Genomic DNA, 23,742 nt, shown 5'->3' with positions numbered 1-23,742 from the left:
TTATATTTTTTGACCTTTAGTGAGAATGATAATCAACGACACTTACATTACATAAAGTAATGACAATGAAATAAAGGTAGAAGAGATTATTTTTTTCTTATAAATTGAGAATAATTATCAGTTTCAATTTATAAAACGAAAGATAAACAAGGAGGAAGTAAGCAAAATGAGAAAGTTTTCAGTATTACCCGCATTTATTATAACGTTAGTATGTATGCTAGCTTTTCTCGTAATACCATCTGGACAAGCCTCAGCAAAATTAGCTGATGGTACTTACGATATTAACTACGTTATCAAAAAGGCGGAAGATGATTCAGCTTCAATGGCAAATGATTATTTTGAAAAACCAGCTAAGTTAATTGTAAAAAATGGTGAGATGAGAGTACAAGTTCCAATGAATCATAGTGCTTGGATTACAGAATTTAAAGCACCAGAGAATGGTAATTTCGTTGATTCAAAAGTAATTAGCAAAGACGAAGCAGCAGATAAAAGAACGGTTGAATTTAAAGTTGATGATTTATCTAAACCGTTAGGAGTAAAAATTCATGTTGTTGTACCAAGTGCAAACTACGACCATCATTACACAGTTCGCTTTGCGTTTGATGCGAATGTAAAAGCTGTAGGCGGCGATAACAATGTAGCTGCTGCAACAAAAAATAATGATGAAACTAAAAAAGATACACAAGTAAAAGAAGAGAAAATGAAAGTAGATAACAAAGAAACAAATAAAGATACAAAAAAAGAAACAAATGAAAGTGGAAAAGCTGAAAAAATAGATAATCCAAAAACAGGCGACGAAGCACGTATCGGATTATTTGCAGCGTTAGTTTTAATCTCAGGTGTTTTCTTAGTTCGTAAAGTGAAGTTAAGTAAATAAATTTTAAAAAGGAGAGTCATTCTATTGAACAGGTATTTAAAAATTGTTGTTGCAATGTTTCTAACGATTTTTACATTCGTATCAACGCTACAACCACTTGCAGTTCAAGCAGCTACAACTTTAGCTGACGGTGAATATTCAATTGGTTTCAAAGTTTTGAAAGATAAAACAGATGAAGAATCAATGATGAATCAATATTCTATAAGCCCGGGGACTTTGAAAGTGAAGGATGGGAAAAAGAAAGTATCCTTTACGTTAACGCATAGTTCATGGATTACGAAGTTTGAAACAGAAAAAGGTAGTCAATTCGTTGATGTAAATGTAGTTAGTGAAGATACAGAGAGCGATACAAGAGTAGTAGAATTTGATGTAGAAGATGTAGAGAAAATATTAAATGCGAAAGTAAAAGTTGATATTGATGCTTTTAATTATCATCATTACTATGACATTCGTATTTCATTCGACCAAAATAGCATTACACCAATTCATGTAGAAAAACCAGATGAAAAAGAGGACCCAGCTAATAAGCCAGATCCGAATGAAAATCCGGATCCAAGTCAGAAGCCCGACCAAAAGCCTGACTCAGATCAACAACCAAATTCTAACACAATTAAAGATGGTGCGTACAGCATTCCATTTAAAGTGTTAAAAGATAAAACAGATGAAGAATCTAAAATGAATACTTACATGGAAAATCCAGGAGTATTGAAAGTAGAAAATGGTAAGAAAAAAGCGATTGTAACGCTAAAAAGCAGCTCATTAATTAAAAATTTCCAAACAGAAAAAGATGGTGCATTTGTTGATGCAAAAGTAGTGAGTGAAGATAAAGAAAAAGGTACAAGAGTCGTAGAATTTGAAGTGGATGATTTATCTAAAAAAATAAATACAAAAGTATTTATTGAGGTGGCATCACAAGGTTACAAGCAAACTCATGACGTACAACTTGTATTTGATCAAGAGAAACTTGAACCAATTAAAAATGAAGAGAAACAGCCAGATGGAGATAAGCAACCAGATGGAGATAAACAACCAGACGGAGACAAGCAACCAGATGGAGATAAACAACCAGACGGAGATCAACAACCGGATGCTGACACAATTAAAGATGGTGAATACAGTATCGGTTTTAAAGTGTTAAAAGATAAAACAGAAGAAATTTCAATGATGAACACATATACGAAGAGCCCAGGCGTATTGAAGGTGAAAGATGGCAAGAAGTATGTATCCTTCACATTAACGAATAGCTCATGGATTACAAAGTTTGAGTTTGAGAAAAATGGTGCGTTTGTTGATGCAAATGTATTAAATACAGATACGAAGGCTGATACAAGAGTAGTGGAAGTAGAAGTAGATGATTTATCGAAAAAATTAGATGCAAAGGTGAAAGTGGATATTGATTCAATGAATTATCATCATTTCTACGACATTCAATTTGCATTTGATAAAGATAGCATTCAGCCAGTAGATAACCAAGGTGGAAACGATAACCAGGGTGGAAACGATAACCAGGGTGGAAACGATAACCAGGGTGGAAACAATAACCAAGGTGGAAACAATAACCAAGGTGGAAACAATAACCAAGGTGGAAATGACAACCAAGGCGGAAATAATAACCAAGACAATAACACAACAATTGATCCAAATGCTCTTAAAGACGGTGAATACAGTATCGGTTTTAAAGTGCTAAAAGATAAAACAGACGAAATTTCAATGATGAACACATATACGAAGAGTCCAGGCGTATTAAAAGTGAAAGATGGTAAGAAATATGTATCCTTCACAGTAACGAATAGCTCATGGATTACAAAGTTTGAGTTTGAACAGAATAGTTCGTTTGTCGATGCGAAAGTATTAGGTACAAATAAAGAGCAAGATACAAGAGTAGTGGAAGTAGAAGTGGACGACTTATCGAAAAAGTTAAATGCAAAAGTGAAAGTAGATATTGATGCGATGAACTACCATCATTTCTATGATATTCAATTTGCATTTGATAAAGGCAGTATTAAAGCTTTAGGTAATCAAGATGGAAACAACATTCCAGGCGGAAACGATAACCAAGATGGAAACAATAATCAAGGTGGAAACGATAACCAAGGTGGAAACAATAATCAAGGCGGAAATAATAACCAAAATGGACACATAACAGTCGATCCGAAAAATTTAAAAGACGGTCAATATGATGTTGCTTTTAAAGTGTTAAAAGATAAAACGGATGAGATTTCAATGATGAATCAATATGTTGTAAATCCAGCTAGATTAACAGTGAAAGATGGTAAGAAATATGTTGCGATGACACTGAAAAATAGTGCGTGGATTACGAAGTTCCAAACAGAAAATGCTGGTGCATTTGTTGATGCAAAAGTAGTGAGTGAAGATAAAAATGCAGATACGAGAGTAATAGAGTTTGAGGTTGATGATTTATTTGCGAAATTAAATGCGAAAGTAAAAGTAGATATTGATTCAATGAACTATCATCATTTCTACGACGTGCAAATTCAATTTGATACAAATAATATTGGTGCAGTAGGAACTATTAAAGAGGATCCGAAAAACGATCCGAAGAATGATCCGAAAAATCCAGTGATTACACCGAAAGTAGACAATGCAAAAACAATCGGTAATCCTGATTTCAACCGAAATGCAGACGGTAAGAAGCAAAATGAAAATGCGAAGAATGATGTGAAAAAAGAGAAAAACTCAAAAACAGCAGATACAGCACAGATTGGAATGTATATGTTGCTATTACTAGGATCACTTGCTTTCTTAGTTCGTAAATATAGAGCAGGTAGACTGTGAAATTTGGAGTCTTGATGCATGGTTTCATGCATCAAGACTCGTTTCATATTGTACCGAAAGGAGTGGTGATTGAGAGTGAAGAAAATCACGAGTGTATTCATGGCTATCATTCTTTTATTTAGTATAGCTGGGTGCTCATCACCCAAAAAAGAAACGGCAAAAAAGGTAAAGAGCAGTAGTGAGGAACGTGTTATTGCAACGACAGTTGCTGTGACTGAAATTATGGATGCATTAGAAGTAGATTTAGCAGGTATTCCTACAAGTTCTAAAACTTTGCCAAAGCGCTATAAAGGTTTACCTGAAGTTGGGAATCCGATGAGTCCTGATATGGAAAAAGTAAAATCAATGAAACCATCAGAAGTATTATCTGTTACGACGCTTGAATATGAGTTGAAGCCAGTTTTTAATGAAGCGGGCATTAAGGCAAATTTTTTAAATTTAACGAGTTTAAAAAACATGCAAAATTCAATTACAGATTTGGGTAAAACATATGGGCGTGAGAAACAGGCTGAAGCAGTCGTAACAAAGTTCGATAAAAAAGTTGCAGACATTCAAAAACAAGTGAAAGGGAAGAAAGAACCGACAGTCCTTATTTTACTTGGAGTACCTGGAAGTTATTTAGTTGCGACAGAACACTCCTATATTGGGGATTTAGTAAAACAACTAGGTGGTAAAAATATCGTACAAGGTGAGAAAGTAGAATATTTAGCTTCTAATACAGAGTACTTAAAAAAAGCTGATCCAGATATTATTTTACGTGCAGCGCATGGTATGCCAGATGAAGTTGTGAAAATGTTCGATAAGGAATTTAAAACGAACGACATTTGGAAGCATTTTGCCGCAGTTAAAAATAATAGAGTGTACGATTTAGAAGAGCGCTTATTTGGAACGACGGGGAATTTAGCAGCTATTGAAGCCTTAGATGAATTAAAGAAAATGATGTATCCATGATGCATGTATAGATAAAGGAAGATTGAGATGAATAAAAAAATTTGGAGTTTCTTCATCGTCACAGTATTACTAGTTATTATGACTACTGTATCCGCTGTGAAAGGTAGTTTAGAAATAGGTGTCATTGATCTTTTTCAAGGTATATTTACAGGGACAAATGAAGATGTTGAAGTCATTAAAGATTTACGTTTCCCGCGCATCATTATTGCACTTTTCACTGGAGCGGCGCTTGCTGTTTCTGGTGTGCTTTTCCAAGCAGTTATGAAAAATCCACTTGCGGATGCTGGGGTTATCGGGATATCTTCAGGGGCCAGTTTTATGACGCTTGTTATCATTACGCTATTCCCTCAGTTCTTTTTCTGGACACCACTATTCGCGTTTTTAGGCGGTGCGTTTGCTTGTTATCTCGTTTATGCGTTTTCTTGGAAATCAGGTTTAAGTCCGCTGCGTATCATTTTGATCGGTATAGCGATAAATGCGATGTTTACTGGTTTAAATGAATCTTTCGTTACGATTTGCGGATATTTCATTAAAAGTATTAAGCAGACGACAACATCTAATATAACGATGAAGACATGGGGCGATGTGGAAGTACTTGTTACATATGGATCAATCGGCCTTATACTTGCACTGTTTGTAGGGGCGTGGTGTAATTTATTATCTCTACAAGATAAAACGGCTAAAAACCTTGGACTTCACGTGACGAGGGTACGCCTTATTATTTCTGTCATTGCTGTTCTTTTAGCAGCTGTATCAACTGCAATTGCGGGTGTTATCGCTTTCGTTGGATTACTTATCCCGCATATTTCAAGGCAACTAGTTGGATCAGATCATAAAGTGCTTATTCCGTTTTCAGCCCTTGCAGGTGCGTTATTAATTTTAACGGCAGACACAATTGGTAGGCTAATCGTACCGCCTAATGAAATTCCAGCGGCGACGATTATGGCAGTCATCGGTGGTCCGTTCTTAATATTCTTGCTTAGAAAGAGTGATCGAGTTCATGGAAATTAAAAATGTAACCTTTTCTTATGATAATGTAACGGATCGTTTAAAGTCTGTTAGTAGTGAGATAGAGGTTGGAAAAATTACAACAATTATTGGTCCAAATGGTTGTGGAAAATCAACATTACTAGGTGTTATGTCGCGAAATCATGATCCCCGTAGTGGAGAAGTAATGCTAGATGGGAAAGCTATTAGCCAGTATAAGCCGAAAGAGTTTGCTAGAAAGCTAGCGGTCGTTCATCAGCAAAATGAGGCGCCAGCAGATATTACAGTTGAAAAATTGACGAGTTTTGGGCGTATGCCATATAAAAATATTTTTTCTACACAAACGGATGAGGATAGCGAAGCAATAGAAAGAGCATTGACGTGTACGAGACTACAAGATAAGCGTGATAAGCCAATACATGCATTATCTGGTGGGGAAAGGCAACGTGTTTGGATTGCGATGACTTTAGCGCAAAATACGCCCATGCTGTTTTTAGACGAACCAACGACGTATTTAGATATTTACTATCAGCTTGAAATATTAGAGTTAGTGAAAGAGTTAAATGAAGTACATGGTTTAACGATTGTTATGGTATTACATGACATTAATCAAGCAATCCGTTATAGCGATCATATTATCGTTATGAAAGATGGAGAAATTGTGATGAAGGGTAAGCCAGGTGAAGTCGTAACGGAAGATATGATCAAGACGATATATGGTGTAGACGTTGTTGTAAAGCACGATGAAGATACAGGATTGTATATGGTGCCAATGGGTATTTGATAGGCGACTAAATCCCTTTGGTAATCCGTTTTGAGGTGATAATTTGAGCGGCAAGAAAGAAAAGAAAAAGAATTCCTTTTTTCAAAGAATACTTACAGTTGCTTTTTTAGGTATCTTTTTCTACTCCGTGTATGAATTAGGCGGGATGTTCATGGATTACTATGAAAATCGCAAAGTAATGGCTGAAGCACAAGATATTTATCAAAGGAGTCCGATGGAAGAAAAATCATCAGATGGAGCAGTACGTGCGCAGTTTCAAGCCTTACAAAAAATTAATCCAGAAATAGTTGGCTGGATTACGATGGATGATACGCAAATTAATTATCCGATTGTTCAAGCGAAAGACAACGATTACTATTTATACCGTAATTATAAAGGTGAGGACATGAGGGCAGGCAGTATTTTTATGGATCATCGTAACGATGTAAAATCTCAAAATCGAAATACGATTCTATACGGACATCGTATGAAAGACGGTTCTATGTTTGGGAGTCTTAAAAAAATATTAGAAGAAGATTTCTTCATGTCTCATCGCAAATTGTACTACGATACTTTGTTTGAAGGATATGATGTAGAAGTATTTTCAGTATATACAACGACAACTGATTTCTATTATATTGAAACGGATTTTGGAAGCGATGAAGACTATGCATCTTTTCTAGAAAAAATTAAGGATAGGTCACTCTATAAAACAGATACAAAAGTGACAGCGGATGATCAAATTTTAACACTTTCAACGTGTGATTATGCACTAGATCCAGAGGCGGGCAGACTAGTCGTGCATGCGAAGTTGGTGAAAAGAAGTTGAAAAAAGAAAAGGTATAGAAGTAGAGAAGATGTATTCCTTCTCATACTTCTATACCAACTATTAAAAACGAAGTTATTGAGCCGCAGCAATTGGCATACGAACAATTTTAACATCATAGAATGAGATTTTATTATCGATAATAAAATCTGGTAATCCACCACGATGTGAATGCGCATCTTTAAAGGCCGTACTCTTTGTCCAACCTTGGAAATCCTCTTTTGCATTCCAACGAGTGCTAATCGTTACTTCATCATAATCAACTGTATTTTCAGTTAGAAGAACTTCTAGTCCTAAGAAACCAGGCATCGTTTCAACTTTACCTACTTTATTAAAGCGCTCAATTAATTTATGTGCGTCACCCTTCGTAATTTTAGATGTATTTGTAACAATAATCATTTCTTTATTCCTCCTATAAATCTATCATTATTTTCATCGTTTCATATATATTAAATGATAGTGAAAATCATTATCATTGTCAATGGTAATGATAAAATATATAAGTTTTTTTTCGATTAAGCGAGAGGATGAGCTAGTTGTACGAGCAAAGCAATAATATGGTATAGTGAAACGAGGCTTTTTTCAGCCTCATTTTTTACATTGCTTCCTACTAATTAGAAAGCATTCAAATGGAAAGGAAGACATTACATGCGATCTGAAGTAACTATAAAAATAAAACCGAAATTTATAAAAGAAATTAAAAGTGGATATCCGCTTATTTTAAAAGATGCGATTCAAAATTTAAACGATATTCGTGAAGAAGGAACAATCATCAACGTAGTAGATGAGAAGAACCAATTCATTGGAAAAGGCTATTATGGAAAACAAAATAAAGGGTATGGCTGGATTTTAACGAGAAAAGAGAAAGAGCAAATAAATCAGGATTTCTTTGAAAGTAAAATAAAATCTGCTTTACATAAACGAAAAGATTTTTATAAATCAAATGATACAACAGCATTCCGTGTGGTAAACGGTGAGGGTGACGGTCTTGGTGGCTTAATTATCGATTATTATGACGGCTATTACGTAATTAGTTGGTATAGTGAAGGGATTTATACTTTCCGTGATGAGATTGTAGCAGCGCTTCAAAAAGTAGCAAACTTCAAAGGGATTTATGAGAAAAAACGTTTTGATACGAAAGGAAAGTACATTGAAGGTGATGATTTCGTAACAGGAGAGCGCGGTGAGTTCCCACTTATCGTAAAAGAAAACGGTGTAAACTTTGCTGTATATTTAAATGACGGGGCGATGGTTGGTGTATTTTTAGATCAACGTAACGTTCGAAAACAAATTCGTGATAAATATGCAAAAGGAAGAACAGTTTTAAATATGTTCTCTTATACTGGAGCTTTCTCTGTATTTGCAGCACTTGGCGGCGCAAGTAAAACAACAAGTGTTGACCTTGCAAATCGTAGCTTAAGTAAAACGATCGAGCAGTTTAGTGTAAATGAAATTGATTACGAAGCACAAGATATTATTGTAGAAGATGTATTTCTATATTTCAAATATGCAGCTAAGAAAAAGATGAAATTTGATATGGTTGTACTTGACCCTCCAAGTTTTGCACGCTCAAAAAAATATACGTTCAGTGCGGCGAAAGATTATAAAAACTTATTAAAAGAAACAATTGCGATTACAGAAAATAACGGTATTATCGTTGCTTCTACAAATTGTAGCGCATTCGATATGAAAAAGTTTAATGGCTTTATCGATACAGCATTCAAAGAAATGAACGGTAAATATAAAATATTAGAAGAACATTCTTTACCAGAAGATTTCCGTACAATTGATCAATTTAAAGAAGGAGACTATTTAAAAGTAGTTTTCATCGAGAAAATTAAAGGGTAATAAAGAAAAAGGAGCTCAAGTTTAAATGAGCTCCTTTTCTTATTGAATGATATTTTGGACTCTGCCAACTTGCCCGTCCTGCAATCGTACTTTAATGCCGTGCGGATGAGAGGGTGAGTTAGTTAAAATATCTTTTACAATTCCTCTTGTTAGCTTGCCTGTACGTTGATCTTGTTTTAACACAATATCAACCGCAAGACCTGGCGCGACGTTAGATCGTTTTTGCCCGCTCATTTATACACCTGTACGTCTACGTTGGTTGTTTGTTTTCTTCGTTTGTTGGTTTTGTAATTTTTTCGTTTCTTGACTTTGACTTCCATTATTTGAGCCGTTTCCATTTCCTTGCTTTTTCTTTGCAAGTTGTTCGCGCATTAAATCAGCTAAGCTTACTTTTTTGTTTTCTGACATGATAAGTCTCCTTTATATAAAGTTAATTATGAACAATAGTAGTGAATTTCATCATATCATTGTTAAGGAAGGAAGGGAAGTTGGTTTGAAAATTCATATAATTGTACCAACTAATTTGCAGTTGCGATACAATTGAATTGTTAATATTTGTGAAAAGGGGATAGAAATATGTCATATCATATTTTATTAGTTGAAGATGATATCTCAATTCAAGAGATGGTTGAAACATATTTAGTAAAAGAAGGTTTTCAAGTTACAATCGCATCTGATGGAGAAGAAGGAGTTAACGCATTTTTAAAAGGTTCATTTGATTTGATTATTCTCGATATTATGATGCCAAAGTTAGATGGCTTAGAGGTTGTGCGAATCATTCGAGAAAAAAGTGCTGTTCCGATTTTAATGATGTCGGCAAAAGATACAGATGTTGATAAAGCGATTGGCTTAGGGCTTGGAGCGGATGATTACATTTGTAAACCATTTTCTATGATTGAATTGGCAGCACGTGTAAAAGCCGCTATTCGAAGGTCTACAAAGTATTCAGCTGTGGAATCAAAAGATGAGACCATTCAGATTGGTGACTTAATAATTGACCCAATTAATTTTACTGTGGAGAAAAAGGGAAGACAGCTTAAACTTACTTTAAAAGAATTTGAGATTTTAAAACTATTCGTGAAGAATCAAAATCGTGTTTTTACGAAAGCGCAAATATATAAGCTTGTTTGGAATGAAGAATATTATGGTGATGATAATGTTATTAATGTTCATATGAGGAGATTACGCGAGAAGATTGAAACGGACCCATCTAACCCGGAATATATAAAAACACTGTGGGGAATTGGCTATAAATTGGAAGTGATGTAGTATGGTTATATTTTTAACAGTGGTGATTATTATATTGCTTATCGTTATTTACGTGCAATATAAAATTAGGAAAAATAGTAGTAGGAATTTACGCTACACGTATGAAAAGTTAGATCGAATTGTAAAAGAACAAACTGGTGAGAAGCTATTAATTATGACGGATGATACAGAATTGCAAAAACTATTAGTCGCAATTAATCATCTATTAGATGCTAAGCAGAAAACAAATGCAGATCATGCAAAGGTTGAGATTTCCATGAGAAAGATGCTTTCAAATATCTCGCATGATTTGAAAACGCCACTCACAGTCATTCTTGGATATGTAGAAATGTTAAATGTGGATAAAACGATAAGTGAAGAAGAACAGCAAATATTACTTGAAAAGGTGCATGTGAAAACACTAGAAGTTATGGAACTGATTCATAAGTTTTTTGATTTAGCAAAATTAGAATCTGGTGACAAGGCAATTGAGATAACAAAAGTAAATATGAATGAAGTTTGCCGTGAGAAGATTTTATCTTTCTATGATTTAGTGACGACGAAAGGTTTTCATATCCATATTGATATACCAGAAAGAAATATATATGTACTTGGAAATACAGAAGTATTAGGCAGAGTGTTAAATAATTTAATATCAAATGCGATTACATATGGAGACGATGGAAAGACACTCGGTATGACTTTAAGAGATGATGAAACGAGTGTGTATATAGATGTATGGGATACAGGAAAAGGAATTGATGAATCTCATATTGATAAAGTGTTTGAGCGTATGTACACACTTGAAGATTCAAGAAATAGATTGTACCAAGGAAGCGGTCTAGGGTTAACGATTACGAAAAGGCTTGTGGAAGCGATGGATGGAGAAATTCATCTTTCTAGTAAGCCGTATGAAAAAACGATTTTTACAGTTGTATTAACAAAGATGCAGTTTTAGCTTGTAGAGAAGTAGATTCTACAAGTTTTTTTGAACGTAAGGAATTTGTAAGGAACGGGTAAGAAAAAAGAGATTTCCGTTGTCTATTATAGAAATATAGAGCAGTGCGAAAGGGGAAAGTGACATGACATATATATTAAAAACGAACCAGTTAACGAAAGTGTTTAAAGGGAAAGAAGTTATTTCTAGTGTTAATATGCATGTGAAAAAAGGAGAGATTTACGGCTTTTTAGGACCGAACGGCGCGGGTAAAACAACGATTATGAAAATGATTACAAATTTAATAAAACCGACGAGCGGTGATATTGAAATTTTCGGTGAGAAGTTAACAGACACATCTTATGAAGTATTAAAAAGGATGGGGACAATTATTGAATATCCAATCTTTTATGATAAATTAACGGCGAAGGAAAATCTGGATTTACATTGTGAATATATGGGGTATTACGATAAGAACGCAATTAATCATGCTTTAAATTTAGTGAAACTGAGCGGCATAGACAATAAAAAAGTAAAAGATTTTTCATTAGGGATGAAACAAAGACTCGGTATTGCAAGGGCGATTATGACAAAGCCAGAGCTACTTATTTTAGATGAACCGATTAACGGTTTAGATCCAATAGGTATTAAAGAATTAAGAGATTTATTCAAAATGCTTTGCAAAGAATTTGGCATTACGTTATTAGTTTCTAGTCATATTTTAGGCGAGATGGAACAAATGGCGGATACAATTGGTGTGATTCAAAATGGAAAACTAATAAAAGAAGTTTCAATGAAGAGTATTAATGGAAAACAAACAGAGTACATTGAAATCACTGTTCCTGATGTAAAACGTGCAGCTTATATTCTAGAAGATAAACTCGGTATAAAAAATTACAAAATAATGAGTGGAAACACGATTCGTGTTTATGAAGTGGCGGCGACGCAGCAGGCAATTTCAAAAGCACTTATTATGAACGATGTAGAAATTGAAAGTATTAATAAGAAACATAGTTCGTTAGAAGAATATTTCTTAAACGTAATGGATGGAGAAGGCATTCACGCTTAATGTAACTTCAGCGAGGGGGATATGATCATGAATGCATTAATACTAAATGTTATAGCTGGATTTATCGTAATACTCATAAGTGGAATCTTATATTATAAAAAGCCAGAACGAAACTGGATTTTAATTTTACTAGTGATAGGAGTGTTAAGCGTAGTTACTGCTGGAATTAGAATGTTAGTAGCGTAGAGATAGTTATATAAGGGATGGAGGCGTGGTCTATATGTTTAAATTAATGAAGCTTGAATGGAAAAAACATCAATTATCTAGTTATTTTAAAGGGGTAGCCATTTGTATTATAGCAATTTTTGCTGCGGTAAGTCTTATGGGGTTGGGAGCGAAAGGTGAAGTAGATGCGGCGCTCACTGATTTTACAAAATATATGACCTTAGCAAACATTTTTATTAGGATGACATTTCTTATTTTTAGTTCGGTCATTCTATCACGTTTAGTAATTGATGAGTATAAGAACAAAACAATGCAACTATTGTTTATGTATCCATTGCAAAGGAAAACGGTAATGAGGGCGAAATTAACAATTGTTTTTAGTTTTTGCTTTGTGAGCATGATTATCGCTACTTTCACTATTAGTTTGCTCATATTTTTTATGAATCCAATGATGGGAGTAATTGAAACGCCTGTTACGATGGGTGAAATAATAGCTACCGTTCCAGCTACTTTTATAAATGCATTTATGATATCTGGTATAAGTTTAATCCCTTTATTTTTTGGGATGAGAAAGAAATCGGCACCGACAACGATTACTTCTGCAGTAATAATCGGGATGATAATGAACAGTAACATTGGAAACAATCAAGTAAGTTTTTATAATTTTATAGCTATCCCAATAGTGCTCTGTTTAGTAGGGATTTTTATTAGTTATCTGTCGTATCGAAAAATCGACAAGATTGATGTGGCGTGAAGCAAGCTTAAAACAACAACGAACTGGGGTATGAGCAGTGAAAAAAATAATAGTAATTGCAATTTTATTTCTTACAATTACTAGTGTGGTTTTTGGTTTTAAGAAATTTCAAGGAAAAGATTTTAAGAAAGAAAAGTCTTTTGAGATAAATAATATAAAAGAAATAGAAGTGGACAATGAAAACTGGGATATTGAATTTAAAAGTACAGACGCTAACAAAATAGTAATTTCCGCTCAAGGTCAACGAGCAGATAAAGATCAAGATCCTGTCAAAATAGAAAATGACGGAAATAAAATGATGATTAAGCAAGAACAGAAGATGAACGGATTCGTTAATGGTTTTACGTTTAGGAAGAAAAATAGTATATCTATAGCTGTTCCGAAGAAAGAAATAGATAAAATTGTATTAAATAATAAATCGGGTGATGTGAAAATAAGCGATATAGTAGTAAAAAGTATCGTGACAAAAGGAAAGTCTGGAGATGAAATGATTGTAGGACTATTGGCAGATAAGGGTGAGTTCACATCCGAAAGTGGAGATTTAATGTTAAAAGATAGTTCATTACAAGAAGTAAATATAACTTCTACTACTGGCGATAATTATGTGAAAAATGTAAAAAACGGAAATATGAACATCACTTCAACATCTGGGGAAGTATTATTGAAAGATATGACAGAAGGAAAATCATTATTTGTAGAAACAAAATCAGGCGACATTGGCGTAAGGTATAAAGATGTCCCAGCTTCATTGAAACTTACGGCCAAAAGTAATTCGGCTGACATAATGGTGAATGTAAACGGGCTTAAGAAAGATAAAAATACAGAAAAGATAAAAGAAGGAACTATCGGTGATGCAAAAAATGATGTGAAGATTTTAAGTAAAACAGGAGGAATTTATATCGATTAAAATTTAAATAAAAGGAGGACTATCATGCTACGTCTTATGAAGCTAGAACTGAAGAAGTTTAAGCTCGGATGGTATGTGAAGAGAGCAGTTATTGCAAATATCATTATACTGGCACTACTAATTTTCGTTAGTTTCGTTGCTCAAATAGAGGGAGATCCTGAAATAAAAGATCCACAGACAATTTTGTTGATGGCTAGCACATTAGTAAGAGCAACATTTATTATTTTTGGTGGCGTACTAATAGCCAAGTTAATAATTGATGAATATAAAAACAAAACAATATTACTCATGTTTTCTTATCCAATTAATCGAAAGAAAATGATGGTTAGTAAGTTGGCCATTACAGCAATAGTAACATTTATAACAGTTATTTTATCTAACATTTTAGTAGTAGGAATTTTCTTTGGGATAGATAGTTATTTTTCAATTCTTCCTAATCCATTTACAGTAGATCAATTGATTCAAGAAGGGATAAATCTTGTTCCTTTAGCGATTGCAACTTCGGGAATAAGTTTAATCCCTCTATATTTCGGGATGCGTAAACGTTCTGTGCCAGCTACAATCGTTTCTTCTATTATCGTTGTATTAATCGCAATTAATAACCAGCCCATATTTCCTATAGCGACGTTTCTTCCTCTTCAATTCACATTTGCAGCGATTGGTATGGTGATTGCATATTACGGAATTAAAAATATAGAGAAGGAAGATGTAACAGTATGACAAGAATAAGAAAAAGAGTTGGCGTTACACCAACTCTTTTTTGTATACGTATGCTTCATTACTACTCTGTAAATTTGTAGTGTTTGCTTAAATACTCTTGAACTCCTGGAGAAATGTTAAAGTTATTGGGACCTTTATATTCGATAGTAAACTCTCCATCTTCAATTGTTTCAAAGGCGATTGCGTAGCTATCCATCTTAGAATCGTAAGAAGTATTTTTGACTTTCGCGTCTAGATTAAAGTATTTTGTAATATATTCTTTTGATTCTGTAATTGCTGTTTGTTTTCCCCAAGGGGTACCATAACTTGTGAAATAAAGAGATACACCGATAATTCCAATGATAGAAGTTAGTAAGAGAGTTCTTATTGTTATTTTTTTGTTTTTTGTATTCAATTTAGTTCCCTCCAATTAATATGAATTTATTTTAACGTATTTTCTCATAAAATACCATTTAGTAGAAAATAGTTTCACATGAAACAAGTGACAGAAAAAGACAAGGTGATAGGACACCTTGTCTTTTTCTGTCATTACATTTTAGGAGCCTCCATTCCAGCTGCAGCCCATTCTTCTTTTGCAGGACCATATACGCCAGGGACTGTTAAGCCAGCTTGACGCATTAAAACAGTCATCTGTCCGCGGTGGTGATTTTGATGATTAATGAGTGTTATTAAAAATATAGAATTCGGCATAGGACGACCAAAGAAGTCATTAATAGTAGCTAAGTCTTTATCAGTCCATTCGCTTTGAAGTGCTTCAACCAAAGCTACATTTACTTTACGGTACTCATCTGTAATTGTTTTTGCTGAAGTTGGTACAGGATAATCCTTTGTTTCACCTTCAAACTTTAACCCTGTCCCTGATAGAATAACAGGAATTGCAGTAACGATATGCCAAGCAACTCTTCCTAACGTCCAGTGTTCAGGTGCAATTTCTTGTAACAAAGATTCATCTGTTAATGCATCGAGCATCTTTTGAGTAGACTCAGCTTCATATGTCCATGATGTTAAAAAATCTTCAATTGTTGGGTACATAGTTATCCCTCCTGTTTTTCGCTCGTATATTAAATTCGTGAGAGATAATATAATCCCTGTTTCATAAGCGATACTTAATTAAGCATTGCTACAATATAAAAATAATTAGAAAATATTTGTAAAAGTGTCAGAAAATCGATCTTTTCATTCGTATATGTAATGAATAAAGAATAGAGTAAAGAGTGGTGATAAGGGTGAAGGATATAGAAATAGTAGAAGGTCTTCGAAAACAAGACATGTTAGCGTTACATACAGTCATTGATCAATATGGAGATTTAATTTATAAGGTGGTTCATAGTGTTTTAGATACGGCACATAGTAAGGTGCTAGTGGATGAATGTGTTGACGATATTTTATTAATCGTTTGGTATAACATTAATAGTTATGATGAAAATTGTGGGAAGTTTAGAAATTGGCTTATATCTGTTGCGAAATTTAAAGCCATTGATTATAAACGAAAAAGTAATAAGGTCTATCAATTACAAGAGTTTCAGCAAGAAATATATGTAGAAGGAAAAAATGTTAATTTTACAAAATATGAGGGCATTTTAAGTGTTGGTATTTTTTAAAAATTTTGACGAAAAAATAACGATTTATACGGATTTTAATATATCGTATTAAAATGCATACGTGTATCAAGGTTGAAGGAGCTGAAATTCCTTTAATGAGGAAGGCGAAAGTACAAGCGAAAGGGGAGCGTATTGCATGTAATAATTATTAGAATGTAAGGAATAAACCTTTGTTTATAAAAGGTTTGTTCCAGATCGGGTAGTTGATAAGGAAAATAAAAACTGATTTTTTATTAGAAAAATATTTCTAATTAGTTGGCTGTACTTAAAAGATTGAACACGAAGGAGGGGTCAACATGTCTTTATGGAGTAATAATACAAATGGATATTGTGGGTGTAATAATCCACATGGTGTACATGTTGATTCATGCTGTTTTAGTTGCGATGGGACAGTTCCTAAGCTCGGTCCAACAGGTCCAACAGGTCCAACAGGTCCAACGGGAGCAACAGGCCCAACGGGAGCAACGGGAGCAACGGGAGCGACGGGAGTAACAGGAGCAACGGGAGCAACAGGAGCAACAGGAGCAACGGGAGTAACAGGAGCAACGGGAGCAACAGGCCCAACGGGAGCAACGGGAGCAACGGGAGTAACGGGAGTAACGGGAGTAACGGGAGCAACAGGCCCAACGGGAGCAACGGGAGCAACGGGAGCAACGGGAGCAACGGGAGTAACGGGAGCAACGGGAGCAACAGGGGCAACAGGAGCAACAGGAGCAACGGGAGCAACAGGCCCAACGGGAGCAACAGGAGCAACAGGAGCAACGGGAGTAACAGGTGAAACGGGAGCAACGGGAGCAACAGGCCCAACAGGCCCAACGGGAGCAACGGGAGTAACGGGAGCAACGGGAGTAACAGGAGCAACGGGAGCAACAGGAGCAACGGGAGTAACAGGAGCAACAGGAGCAACGGGAGTAACAGGAGCAACGGGAGCAACAGGCCCAACGGGAGTAACGGGAGCAACGGGAGTAACAGGAGCAACGGGAGCAACAGGTGAAACAGGAGCAACGGGAGTAACAGGTACAAGTATAACTGCGACGTATGCATTTGCGAATAATACATCGGGTACGGCAATATCAGTATTACTTGGTGGGACAAATGTCGTACTTCCGAATAATCAAAATATAGGACCTGGAATTACAGTATCTGGGGGAAACACAGTATTTACGGCTGCAAATGCAGGGAATTATTATATTTCATATACAATTAATATAACGGCTTCTTTATTAGTCAGTTCACGAATTACAATTAATGGGGCACCGCTTGCTGGGACTATCAACTCTCCTGCATTAGCGACGACTTCATTTAGTGCAACAATTATTACGACTCTTGCGGCGGGTAGTGCAATTAGTTTGCAGTTGTTTGGATTGTTAGCTGTTGCAACATTATCAACGACTACACCTGGTGCAGTTTTAACGATTATAAGATTAAGCTAAGTAACGTGAACTCTCTTATTCTTTTAAAATTAAGAGAGTTTATACATATAATAAGAAGTTAATGAAGTAAAGCATAGTTATATAAAAGTCAGAATATTATGATTGTAACGCTGTTATGACTATAATATAATGAAAATAACCATCATGAATGAACATTCATTTATTTATTTTCACAAGTATTGGAAGGGGGAATGAGAGTGGAAAAACCTTGGCTGCAGAGTTATCCAGATGAAATTCCAGGGACGATTTCTTATGATATTCAGCCACTTCATAGATATTTAGAGAAAATGGCTGCTCGTTATCCAGAAAAGAAAGCGCTTCACTTTTTAGGGAAAGATGTTACATTTTCAGATTTCCATGACAAGGTAAAGAAATTTGCGAATTACCTTCAAAGGCTTGGTATTGAAAAAGGCGATAGAGTTGCGATTATGTTACCGAATTGTCCGCAATCTGTAATTGGTTATTATGGTACTTTGCTTGCGGGTGGTATTGTCGTACAAACGAATCCTCTTTATACAGAAAGAGAGCTTGAGTATCAACTTCATGACTCAGGGGCAAAAGTTATTCTTTGCCTTGATTTAGTGTTTCCGAGAGTTACTAACGTTCAAACTGCAACAAAGCTTGAGCACATTATCGTAACCCGTATTGCAGATTTTTTACCATTTCCTAAAAATTTACTTTATCCATTTGTACAAAAAAAGCAGGCAAATCTTGTTGTGAATGTGTCGGAAAGCGAAACGCTTCATCTTTGGAAATCAGTAGAAAAGGAAAGTAATGCTGATGTTGAAGTTCCATGTGATCCTGAAAATGATCTAGCCCTTTTGCAGTATACAGGGGGAACGACAGGGTTTCCAAAAGGGGTTATGTTAACGCATAAAAACCTCGTTTCGAACACTTTAATGGGAGCGCATTGGTTATATAATTGTAAAGAAGGAGAAGAGGTAATTCTTGGTGTTCTTCCGTTTTTTCATGTGTACGGGATGACAGCTGTAATGAATTTAAGTATTATGCAAGGATATAAAATGGTGCTTATTCCGAAGTTTGATATGAAAATGGTTTTTGAAGCAATTAAGAAACATAAAGTTACACTATTTCCAGGAGCACCAACCATTTATATTGCTCTATTAAATAGTCCTCTTTTAAAAGAATATGATATTTCTTCAATTCAGGCTTGTATTAGTGGTTCTGCACCGCTTCCTGTAGAAGTGCAGGAGGAGTTTGAGAGAGTTACAGGTGGTAAATTAGTAGAGGGTTATGGATTAACGGAGTCATCACCAGTTACACATGGGAATTTTTTGTGGGAAAAGCGTGTGCCGGGAAGTATTGGGGTACCGTGGCCGGATACAGAGGCAATCATCATGTCACTTGAAACAGGAGAGTCATTACCTCCAGGTGAAATTGGTGAAATTGTTGTAAAGGGCCCACAAATTATGAAAGGGTATTGGAATAAGCCAGAAGAAACGGCAGCTGTACTGCAAGATGGCTGGCTTCATACAGGTGATGTAGGATACATGGATGAGGATGGCTTTTTCTATGTGAAAGATCGTAAGAAAGATATGATCGTTGCTAGTGGTTTTAACGTATATCCTCGTGAAGTAGAAGAGGTGTTATATGAACATGAAAAGGTGCAAGAAGTGGTAACAATCGGTGTTCCTGATCCGTATCGAGGGGAAACTGTAAAAGCGTTTGTTGTTTTGAAAGAAGGCGCTGAGTGTTCTGAAGAAGAATTAGATCAGTTTGCACGTAAATATTTAGCAGCTTACAAAGTCCCGAAGGTATATGAGTTTAGAAGTGAGTTGCCGAAGACGACAGTCGGAAAAATTTTACGCCGTGTCCTAATAGATGAAGAGAAGAGAAAGAATGAGGATGAGCAAACGGGCTAAGGCCCTTTCTTTTTGAAAAAATAGGATTGACACTTTTCTAAATAGTCAGTATTATAAGAATATGAATGACTATTCATTCAGTCATCTTCTTGAAGGGGACAGTAAAGTGAAGAAAAATAGACCGAAATACAATCAAATTATTGATGCAGCAGTCATTGTGATTGCGGAGAATGGATACCATCAAGCGCAAGTTTCTAAAATTGCAAAGCAAGCTGGGGTAGCTGATGGCACGATTTATTTATATTTTAAAAATAAAGAAGATATATTAATATCCTTATTCCAAGAGAAGATGGGAGAATTTGTTGAAACAATTCGTCAAAAAATAGCAGGAATTGAAAGCGCTGTAGCGAAGTTATTCATGTTGGTAGAAACGCACTTCTTGCTGTTGTCACAAAATGATCCTCTTGCTATCGTTACGCAATTAGAGCTAAGGCAGTCCAATCAAGACTTGCGCCTTAAAATAAATGAAGTATTAAAAGGCTACTTACAAGTTATGGATGAGATTTTAGAGACGGGTATAAAGCAAGGTGAATTTCAGGCGGATTTAAACGTTCGCGTGGCAAGACAAATGATCTTTGGAACAGTAGATGAAGTTGTGACCAATTGGGTAATGAGCGATCATAAGTATGATCTGGTCGCACTTTCAAAAACGGTACATGGGCTACTTATTGCAGCTTGTGGTTATCGTCAATAATGGGAGGGATCATGTTGAAATTCCTATCTGTAAAAGTTGAAGATCATATCGCGGTGGCGACGTTAAATCATGCGCCAGCTAATGCGATGTCTTCACAAGTTATGCATGACGTTACTGAATTAATCGATCAAGTGGAAAAGGATGATAACATTCGTGTTGTTGTTTTACATGGTGAAGGACGCTTCTTCTCAGCAGGGGCAGATATTAAAGAATTTACATCTGTTACTGAAGCGAAGCAAGCAACAGAGTTAGCACAGCTTGGACAAGTTACGTTTGAGCGTGTTGAAAAATGCTCAAAACCAGTTATTGCGGCAATTCATGGAGCGGCACTTGGCGGCGGCCTTGAGTTTGCTATGTCTTGCCACATGCGCTTTGTAACTGAAAGTACAAAGCTTGGTTTACCTGAATTAACACTTGGATTAATTCCTGGTTTTGCAGGTACACAGCGCTTACCACGTTATGTTGGTAAAGCGAAAGCTTGTGAAATGATGTTAACAAGTACACCAATTACTGGTGCAGAAGCATTACAATGGGGACTTGTTAACGGAGTGTTTTCTGAAGAATCCATTTTAGAAGATACGCTTAAAATTGCAAAACAGATTGCTGGAAAAAGCCCAGCAACAACTCGTGCTGTGCTAGAGTTATTACAAACGACAAAATCGTCTCATTATTATGAAGGTGTACAGCGTGAATCACAGATTTTTGGTGAAGTATTTACGAGTGAAGATGGAAGAGAAGGCGTAGCAGCGTTTTTAGAAAAACGTAAGCCTTCATTTAGTGGTAGGTAGTCTAATTATTTTTTTAATAAAAATTAACAGAATTTTAAAATTGATAGAATCTTTCTGAAAAATAAGGGGGTAAATGGAATGAACATCTACGTACTCATGAAACGAACATTTGATACAGAAGAAAAAATCGTAATTAAAAACGGTGCAATTTACGATGGCGAAGCGGAATTCATCATCAACCCTTACGATGAATATGCGATTGAAGAAGCGATTCAAGTAAGAGATGCACAAGGTGGAGAAGTTACTGTTATAACAGTTGGTGGCGAGGATAGTGAAAAAGAACTTCGCACAGCATTAGCGATGGGCTGCGATAAAGCGGTACTAATTAACATTGAAGATGATGTTGAGAATGGTGACCAATTTACAACAGCAAAAGTGCTTGCTGAATATTTAAAAGATAAAGAAATTGATTTAATTTTAGGCGGGAACGTTGCGATTGACGGTGCATCTGGACAAGTTGGTCCACGAGTAGCTGAAGCGTTAAATATCCCATACGTAACGACGATTACGAAGCTTGAAATTGATGGTACAAATGTGAAGATTGAGCGTGATGTTGAAGGGGATACAGAAGTAATTGAAACATCATTACCTCTTCTAGTAACTGCGCAACAAGGTTTAAATGAACCGCGTTATCCATCACTTCCAGGTATTATGAAAGCGAAGAAGAAGCCACTAGAAGAAGTAGAATTAGATGATTTAGATTTAGAAGAAGATGATGTGGAGGCAAAAACAAAAACAATTGAAATCTATTTGCCTCCTAAGAAAGATGCAGGAAAAGTGTTACAAGGCGAGCTGCAAGATCAAGTAAAAGAACTTGTATCATTGCTCCACACAGAAGCGAAAGTAATCTAATAAAATACGAAATTATATATGCAGGAGGGAAAATCTATGGCTCGTAAAGTATTAGTAATGGGTGAAGTTCGTGATGGATCGCTACGTAACGTTTCGTTTGAAGCGGTAGCAGCAGCAAAAACAATTGCAGAAGGCGGTGAAGTGGTAGGTCTTCTAGTTGGAGACAGCGTTGCCTCTTTTGCAAATGAATTGATTCATTACGGTGCAGATCGCGTTGTGACAGTTGAAAATGATAAATTAAAATCATATACATCTGATGGTTATGCACAAGCATTCTTAGCTGTATATGCTGAAGAAAAGCCAGAAGGTATTGTATTTGGACATACAGCACTAGGTAAAGATTTATCACCAAAATTAGCAGCAAAGCTTGAAGCTGGTTTAATTTCTGACGTAACTGCTTTAGAAATTGAAGGTGGCAATGTTATCTTTACTCGTCCAATCTATTCTGGTAAAGCATTTGAGAAGAAGATTGTAACAGATGGTATCTTATTTGCGACAGTGCGTCCAAATAACATTGCAACTCTTGAAAAAGACGAGTCTCTCACAGGTGACGTGTCTTCTATTACAGTTGATGTGAAAGATCTACGTACAATCATTCAAGATGTTGTCCGTAAAACTGCAGAAGGTGTTGATCTTTCTGAAGCGAAAGTCATTATAGCTGGCGGACGTGGTGTGAAGAGTGAAGAAGGATTTAAACCGTTAAAAGAATTAGCTGACGTACTAGGCGGCGCTGTTGGAGCATCTCGTGGTGCTTGTGATGCTGAGTACTGTGATTATTCATTACAAATTGGTCAAACAGGTAAAGTTGTTACACCAGACCTATACATTGCATGCGGAATTTCTGGTGCGATTCAACATTTAGCTGGTATGTCTAATTCAAAAATAATTGTTGCGATTAATAAAGATCCAGAAGCAAGTATCTTCAAAGTAGCTGACTACGGTATTGTCGGTGATCTATTTGAAGTATTACCTCTTTTAACAGAAGAGTTCAAAAAGTTAAAAGTACATTCATGATTTGAGTACCCTTGAGTTCCAAGTGAAGTACCCCTATATATAGAAAAAGGTGAGAGATCCCCTGTCTCTCATCTTTTTAGTATTTCATCCATATTTTTATATAGTATAAAGGAACATTTTTTTGTTACAATACATAACGATACATAATATTCGCCACGTATAAAAGTTAATGATATACTCTTGGTAGAATATACTTGAAGGAGGAAATAAAATGGCAATTATAAATGCAAATGACCAAAGCTTCGCAGCTGAAACTAGCGAAGGTGTTGTATTATTAGATTTCTGGGCGCCTTGGTGCGGACCTTGTAAAATGATCGCTCCTGTATTAGAGGAAATCGATTCAGAGTTAGGCGAGAAAGTAAAAGTAGTAAAAGTGGACGTTGATGAAAACCAAGAAACTGCTCGTCAATTCGAAGTAATGAGCATTCCAGCTCTTTTCGTATTAAAAGACGGTAAAGTGGTTGATCAAGCGTTAGGATATAAACCGAAAGAAGCGTTAGTAGAATTAGTTTCTAAACACTTCTAAAATAAAGAAGCTGCCATTTGGTAGCTTTTTTTATTTTCTTTTTTACAACCTTTCCGTTACAATAAAAGAACGTATGTTGGGTGTTTTGGCATAGTATGTTTTT

Annotated in this window: 26 protein-coding genes and 1 pseudogene; 22 read left to right on the top strand and 5 right to left on the bottom strand. The window is 35.6% G+C overall.

The window, feature by feature from the left end:
* Positions 1-166: 166 nt before the first annotated feature.
* From isdC to srtB, 6 genes are all read left to right on the top strand, one after another.
* Positions 167-877, top strand: coding sequence for a heme uptake protein IsdC (gene isdC, locus JTF23_RS07700; RefSeq protein ID WP_204208439.1), 711 nt, complete (start codon positions 167-169; stop codon positions 875-877).
* A gap of 24 nt (positions 878-901) precedes the next feature.
* A complete protein-coding gene (locus tag JTF23_RS07695) occupies positions 902-3,673 on the top strand; it encodes an NEAT domain-containing protein (RefSeq protein ID WP_204208438.1) in 2,772 nt (923 codons plus the stop codon).
* Positions 3,674-3,742: 69 nt separating this feature from the next.
* Positions 3,743-4,624, top strand: coding sequence for a heme ABC transporter substrate-binding protein IsdE (gene isdE / locus JTF23_RS07690; protein ID WP_078179641.1), 882 nt, complete (start codon positions 3,743-3,745; stop codon positions 4,622-4,624).
* Positions 4,625-4,651: 27 nt separating this feature from the next.
* Complete coding sequence (locus JTF23_RS07685; RefSeq protein WP_016106299.1) at positions 4,652-5,635, top strand: FecCD family ABC transporter permease; 984 nt, start codon at positions 4,652-4,654, stop codon at positions 5,633-5,635.
* Complete coding sequence (locus JTF23_RS07680) at positions 5,625-6,395, top strand: ABC transporter ATP-binding protein (RefSeq protein WP_002199223.1); 771 nt, start codon at positions 5,625-5,627, stop codon at positions 6,393-6,395. The genes JTF23_RS07685 and JTF23_RS07680 overlap by 11 nt, the downstream gene beginning before the upstream one ends.
* Positions 6,396-6,438: 43 nt before the next feature.
* Positions 6,439-7,203, top strand: coding sequence for a class B sortase (gene srtB / locus JTF23_RS07675; RefSeq protein WP_002112146.1), 765 nt, complete (start codon positions 6,439-6,441; stop codon positions 7,201-7,203).
* Between the two features lie 72 nt (positions 7,204-7,275).
* On the opposite strand, the gene isdG is transcribed toward srtB, so the two are convergent.
* Positions 7,276-7,599, bottom strand: coding sequence for a heme oxygenase (gene isdG / locus JTF23_RS07670; protein WP_002112144.1), 324 nt, complete (start codon positions 7,597-7,599; stop codon positions 7,276-7,278).
* 249 nt (positions 7,600-7,848) lie between these two features.
* Here isdG and JTF23_RS07665 point away from each other — a divergent pair, with 249 nt between their 5' ends.
* Positions 7,849-9,048 carry a class I SAM-dependent rRNA methyltransferase gene (locus JTF23_RS07665; protein ID WP_199659347.1) on the top strand — a complete coding sequence of 400 codons (1,200 nt, stop codon included), beginning with the start codon at positions 7,849-7,851 and terminating at the stop codon, positions 9,046-9,048.
* Positions 9,049-9,087: 39 nt separating this feature from the next.
* Here the strand turns inward: JTF23_RS07665 and JTF23_RS07660 are convergent, their stop codons facing one another.
* Positions 9,088-9,282, bottom strand: coding sequence for a YwbE family protein (locus JTF23_RS07660; RefSeq protein ID WP_002160297.1), 195 nt, complete (start codon positions 9,280-9,282; stop codon positions 9,088-9,090).
* Entirely contained in the window at positions 9,283-9,456 is a 174-nt protein-coding gene (locus tag JTF23_RS07655; RefSeq protein ID WP_002015431.1) for a hypothetical protein, read from the bottom strand.
* Between the two features lie 168 nt (positions 9,457-9,624).
* Here JTF23_RS07655 and JTF23_RS07650 point away from each other — a divergent pair, with 168 nt between their 5' ends.
* The 7 genes from JTF23_RS07650 (at position 9,625) to JTF23_RS07620 (ending at position 14,848) form a co-directional block, all read left to right on the top strand.
* Positions 9,625-10,317, top strand: coding sequence for a response regulator transcription factor (locus JTF23_RS07650; protein ID WP_204208437.1), 693 nt, complete (start codon positions 9,625-9,627; stop codon positions 10,315-10,317).
* A 1-nt stretch (position 10,318) separates the two neighbouring features.
* Entirely contained in the window at positions 10,319-11,254 is a 936-nt protein-coding gene (locus JTF23_RS07645; RefSeq protein WP_204208436.1) for a HAMP domain-containing histidine kinase, read from the top strand.
* 124 nt (positions 11,255-11,378) lie between these two features.
* On the top strand, positions 11,379-12,302 hold the full coding sequence (locus tag JTF23_RS07640) for an ABC transporter ATP-binding protein (RefSeq protein ID WP_204208434.1): 924 nt from the start codon (positions 11,379-11,381) through the stop codon (positions 12,300-12,302).
* Between the two features lie 27 nt (positions 12,303-12,329).
* Positions 12,330-12,488 (top strand): hypothetical protein, encoded by a 159-nt coding sequence (locus tag JTF23_RS07635; RefSeq protein ID WP_204208496.1) that lies wholly within the window; start codon positions 12,330-12,332, stop codon positions 12,486-12,488.
* Between the two features lie 34 nt (positions 12,489-12,522).
* Positions 12,523-13,221, top strand: coding sequence for an ABC transporter permease (locus tag JTF23_RS07630; RefSeq protein WP_204208432.1), 699 nt, complete (start codon positions 12,523-12,525; stop codon positions 13,219-13,221).
* Positions 13,222-13,258: 37 nt separating this feature from the next.
* Positions 13,259-14,128 (top strand): DUF4097 family beta strand repeat-containing protein, encoded by an 870-nt coding sequence (locus JTF23_RS07625; protein WP_204208430.1) that lies wholly within the window; start codon positions 13,259-13,261, stop codon positions 14,126-14,128.
* Between the two features lie 24 nt (positions 14,129-14,152).
* Complete coding sequence (locus tag JTF23_RS07620; protein WP_204208428.1) at positions 14,153-14,848, top strand: ABC transporter permease; 696 nt, start codon at positions 14,153-14,155, stop codon at positions 14,846-14,848.
* Between the two features lie 61 nt (positions 14,849-14,909).
* Here JTF23_RS07620 and JTF23_RS07615 read toward each other — a convergent pair whose 3' ends face one another.
* Together JTF23_RS07615 and JTF23_RS07610 are read right to left on the bottom strand one after the other, a co-directional pair.
* Entirely contained in the window at positions 14,910-15,242 is a 333-nt protein-coding gene (locus JTF23_RS07615) for a YfjL-like protein (RefSeq protein WP_204208427.1), read from the bottom strand.
* Between the two features lie 134 nt (positions 15,243-15,376).
* Positions 15,377-15,880, bottom strand: a complete 504-nt coding sequence (locus tag JTF23_RS07610; RefSeq protein ID WP_204208426.1) for a DinB family protein — start codon at positions 15,878-15,880, stop codon at positions 15,377-15,379.
* A gap of 236 nt (positions 15,881-16,116) precedes the next feature.
* On the opposite strand from JTF23_RS07610, the pseudogene JTF23_RS07605 reads away from it, so the two are divergent.
* The 8 genes and pseudogenes from JTF23_RS07605 to trxA form a co-directional block, all read left to right on the top strand.
* Positions 16,117-16,422 (top strand): annotated as a pseudogene (locus JTF23_RS07605) (sigma factor); the annotation flags it as partial.
* Between the two features lie 323 nt (positions 16,423-16,745).
* On the top strand, positions 16,746-17,882 hold the full coding sequence (locus JTF23_RS07600) for a BclA C-terminal domain-containing protein (RefSeq protein WP_204208424.1): 1,137 nt from the start codon (positions 16,746-16,748) through the stop codon (positions 17,880-17,882).
* A 197-nt stretch (positions 17,883-18,079) separates the two neighbouring features.
* Positions 18,080-19,765, top strand: a complete 1,686-nt coding sequence (locus JTF23_RS07595) for a long-chain-fatty-acid--CoA ligase (protein WP_204208423.1) — start codon at positions 18,080-18,082, stop codon at positions 19,763-19,765.
* 106 nt (positions 19,766-19,871) lie between these two features.
* Complete coding sequence (locus JTF23_RS07590) at positions 19,872-20,459, top strand: fatty acid metabolism transcriptional regulator FadR (RefSeq protein ID WP_012261773.1); 588 nt, start codon at positions 19,872-19,874, stop codon at positions 20,457-20,459.
* Positions 20,460-20,470: 11 nt separating this feature from the next.
* The gene (locus tag JTF23_RS07585) at positions 20,471-21,247 is read left to right on the top strand and encodes an enoyl-CoA hydratase (RefSeq protein WP_002088868.1); all 777 of its coding nucleotides are present in this window, start codon (positions 20,471-20,473) and stop codon (positions 21,245-21,247) included.
* Positions 21,248-21,325: 78 nt separating this feature from the next.
* Positions 21,326-22,099, top strand: coding sequence for an electron transfer flavoprotein subunit beta (gene etfB / locus JTF23_RS07580; RefSeq protein ID WP_002199236.1), 774 nt, complete (start codon positions 21,326-21,328; stop codon positions 22,097-22,099).
* 36 nt (positions 22,100-22,135) lie between these two features.
* Positions 22,136-23,113: an electron transfer flavoprotein subunit alpha/FixB family protein gene (gene etfA, locus JTF23_RS07575; protein WP_204208422.1), complete on the top strand. Its 978-nt coding sequence runs from the start codon at positions 22,136-22,138 to the stop codon at positions 23,111-23,113.
* Positions 23,114-23,324: 211 nt separating this feature from the next.
* Positions 23,325-23,639, top strand: a complete 315-nt coding sequence (gene trxA / locus JTF23_RS07570) for a thioredoxin (protein WP_000974757.1) — start codon at positions 23,325-23,327, stop codon at positions 23,637-23,639.
* The last annotated feature ends 103 nt before the right edge of the window (positions 23,640-23,742 follow it).

This window comes from Bacillus sp. RIT 809, from assembly GCF_016892495.1.
GTDB lineage: Bacteria > Bacillota > Bacilli > Bacillales > Bacillaceae_G > Bacillus_A > Bacillus_A cereus_U.
This window is presented reverse-complemented; position numbering and strand designations above follow the sequence as displayed.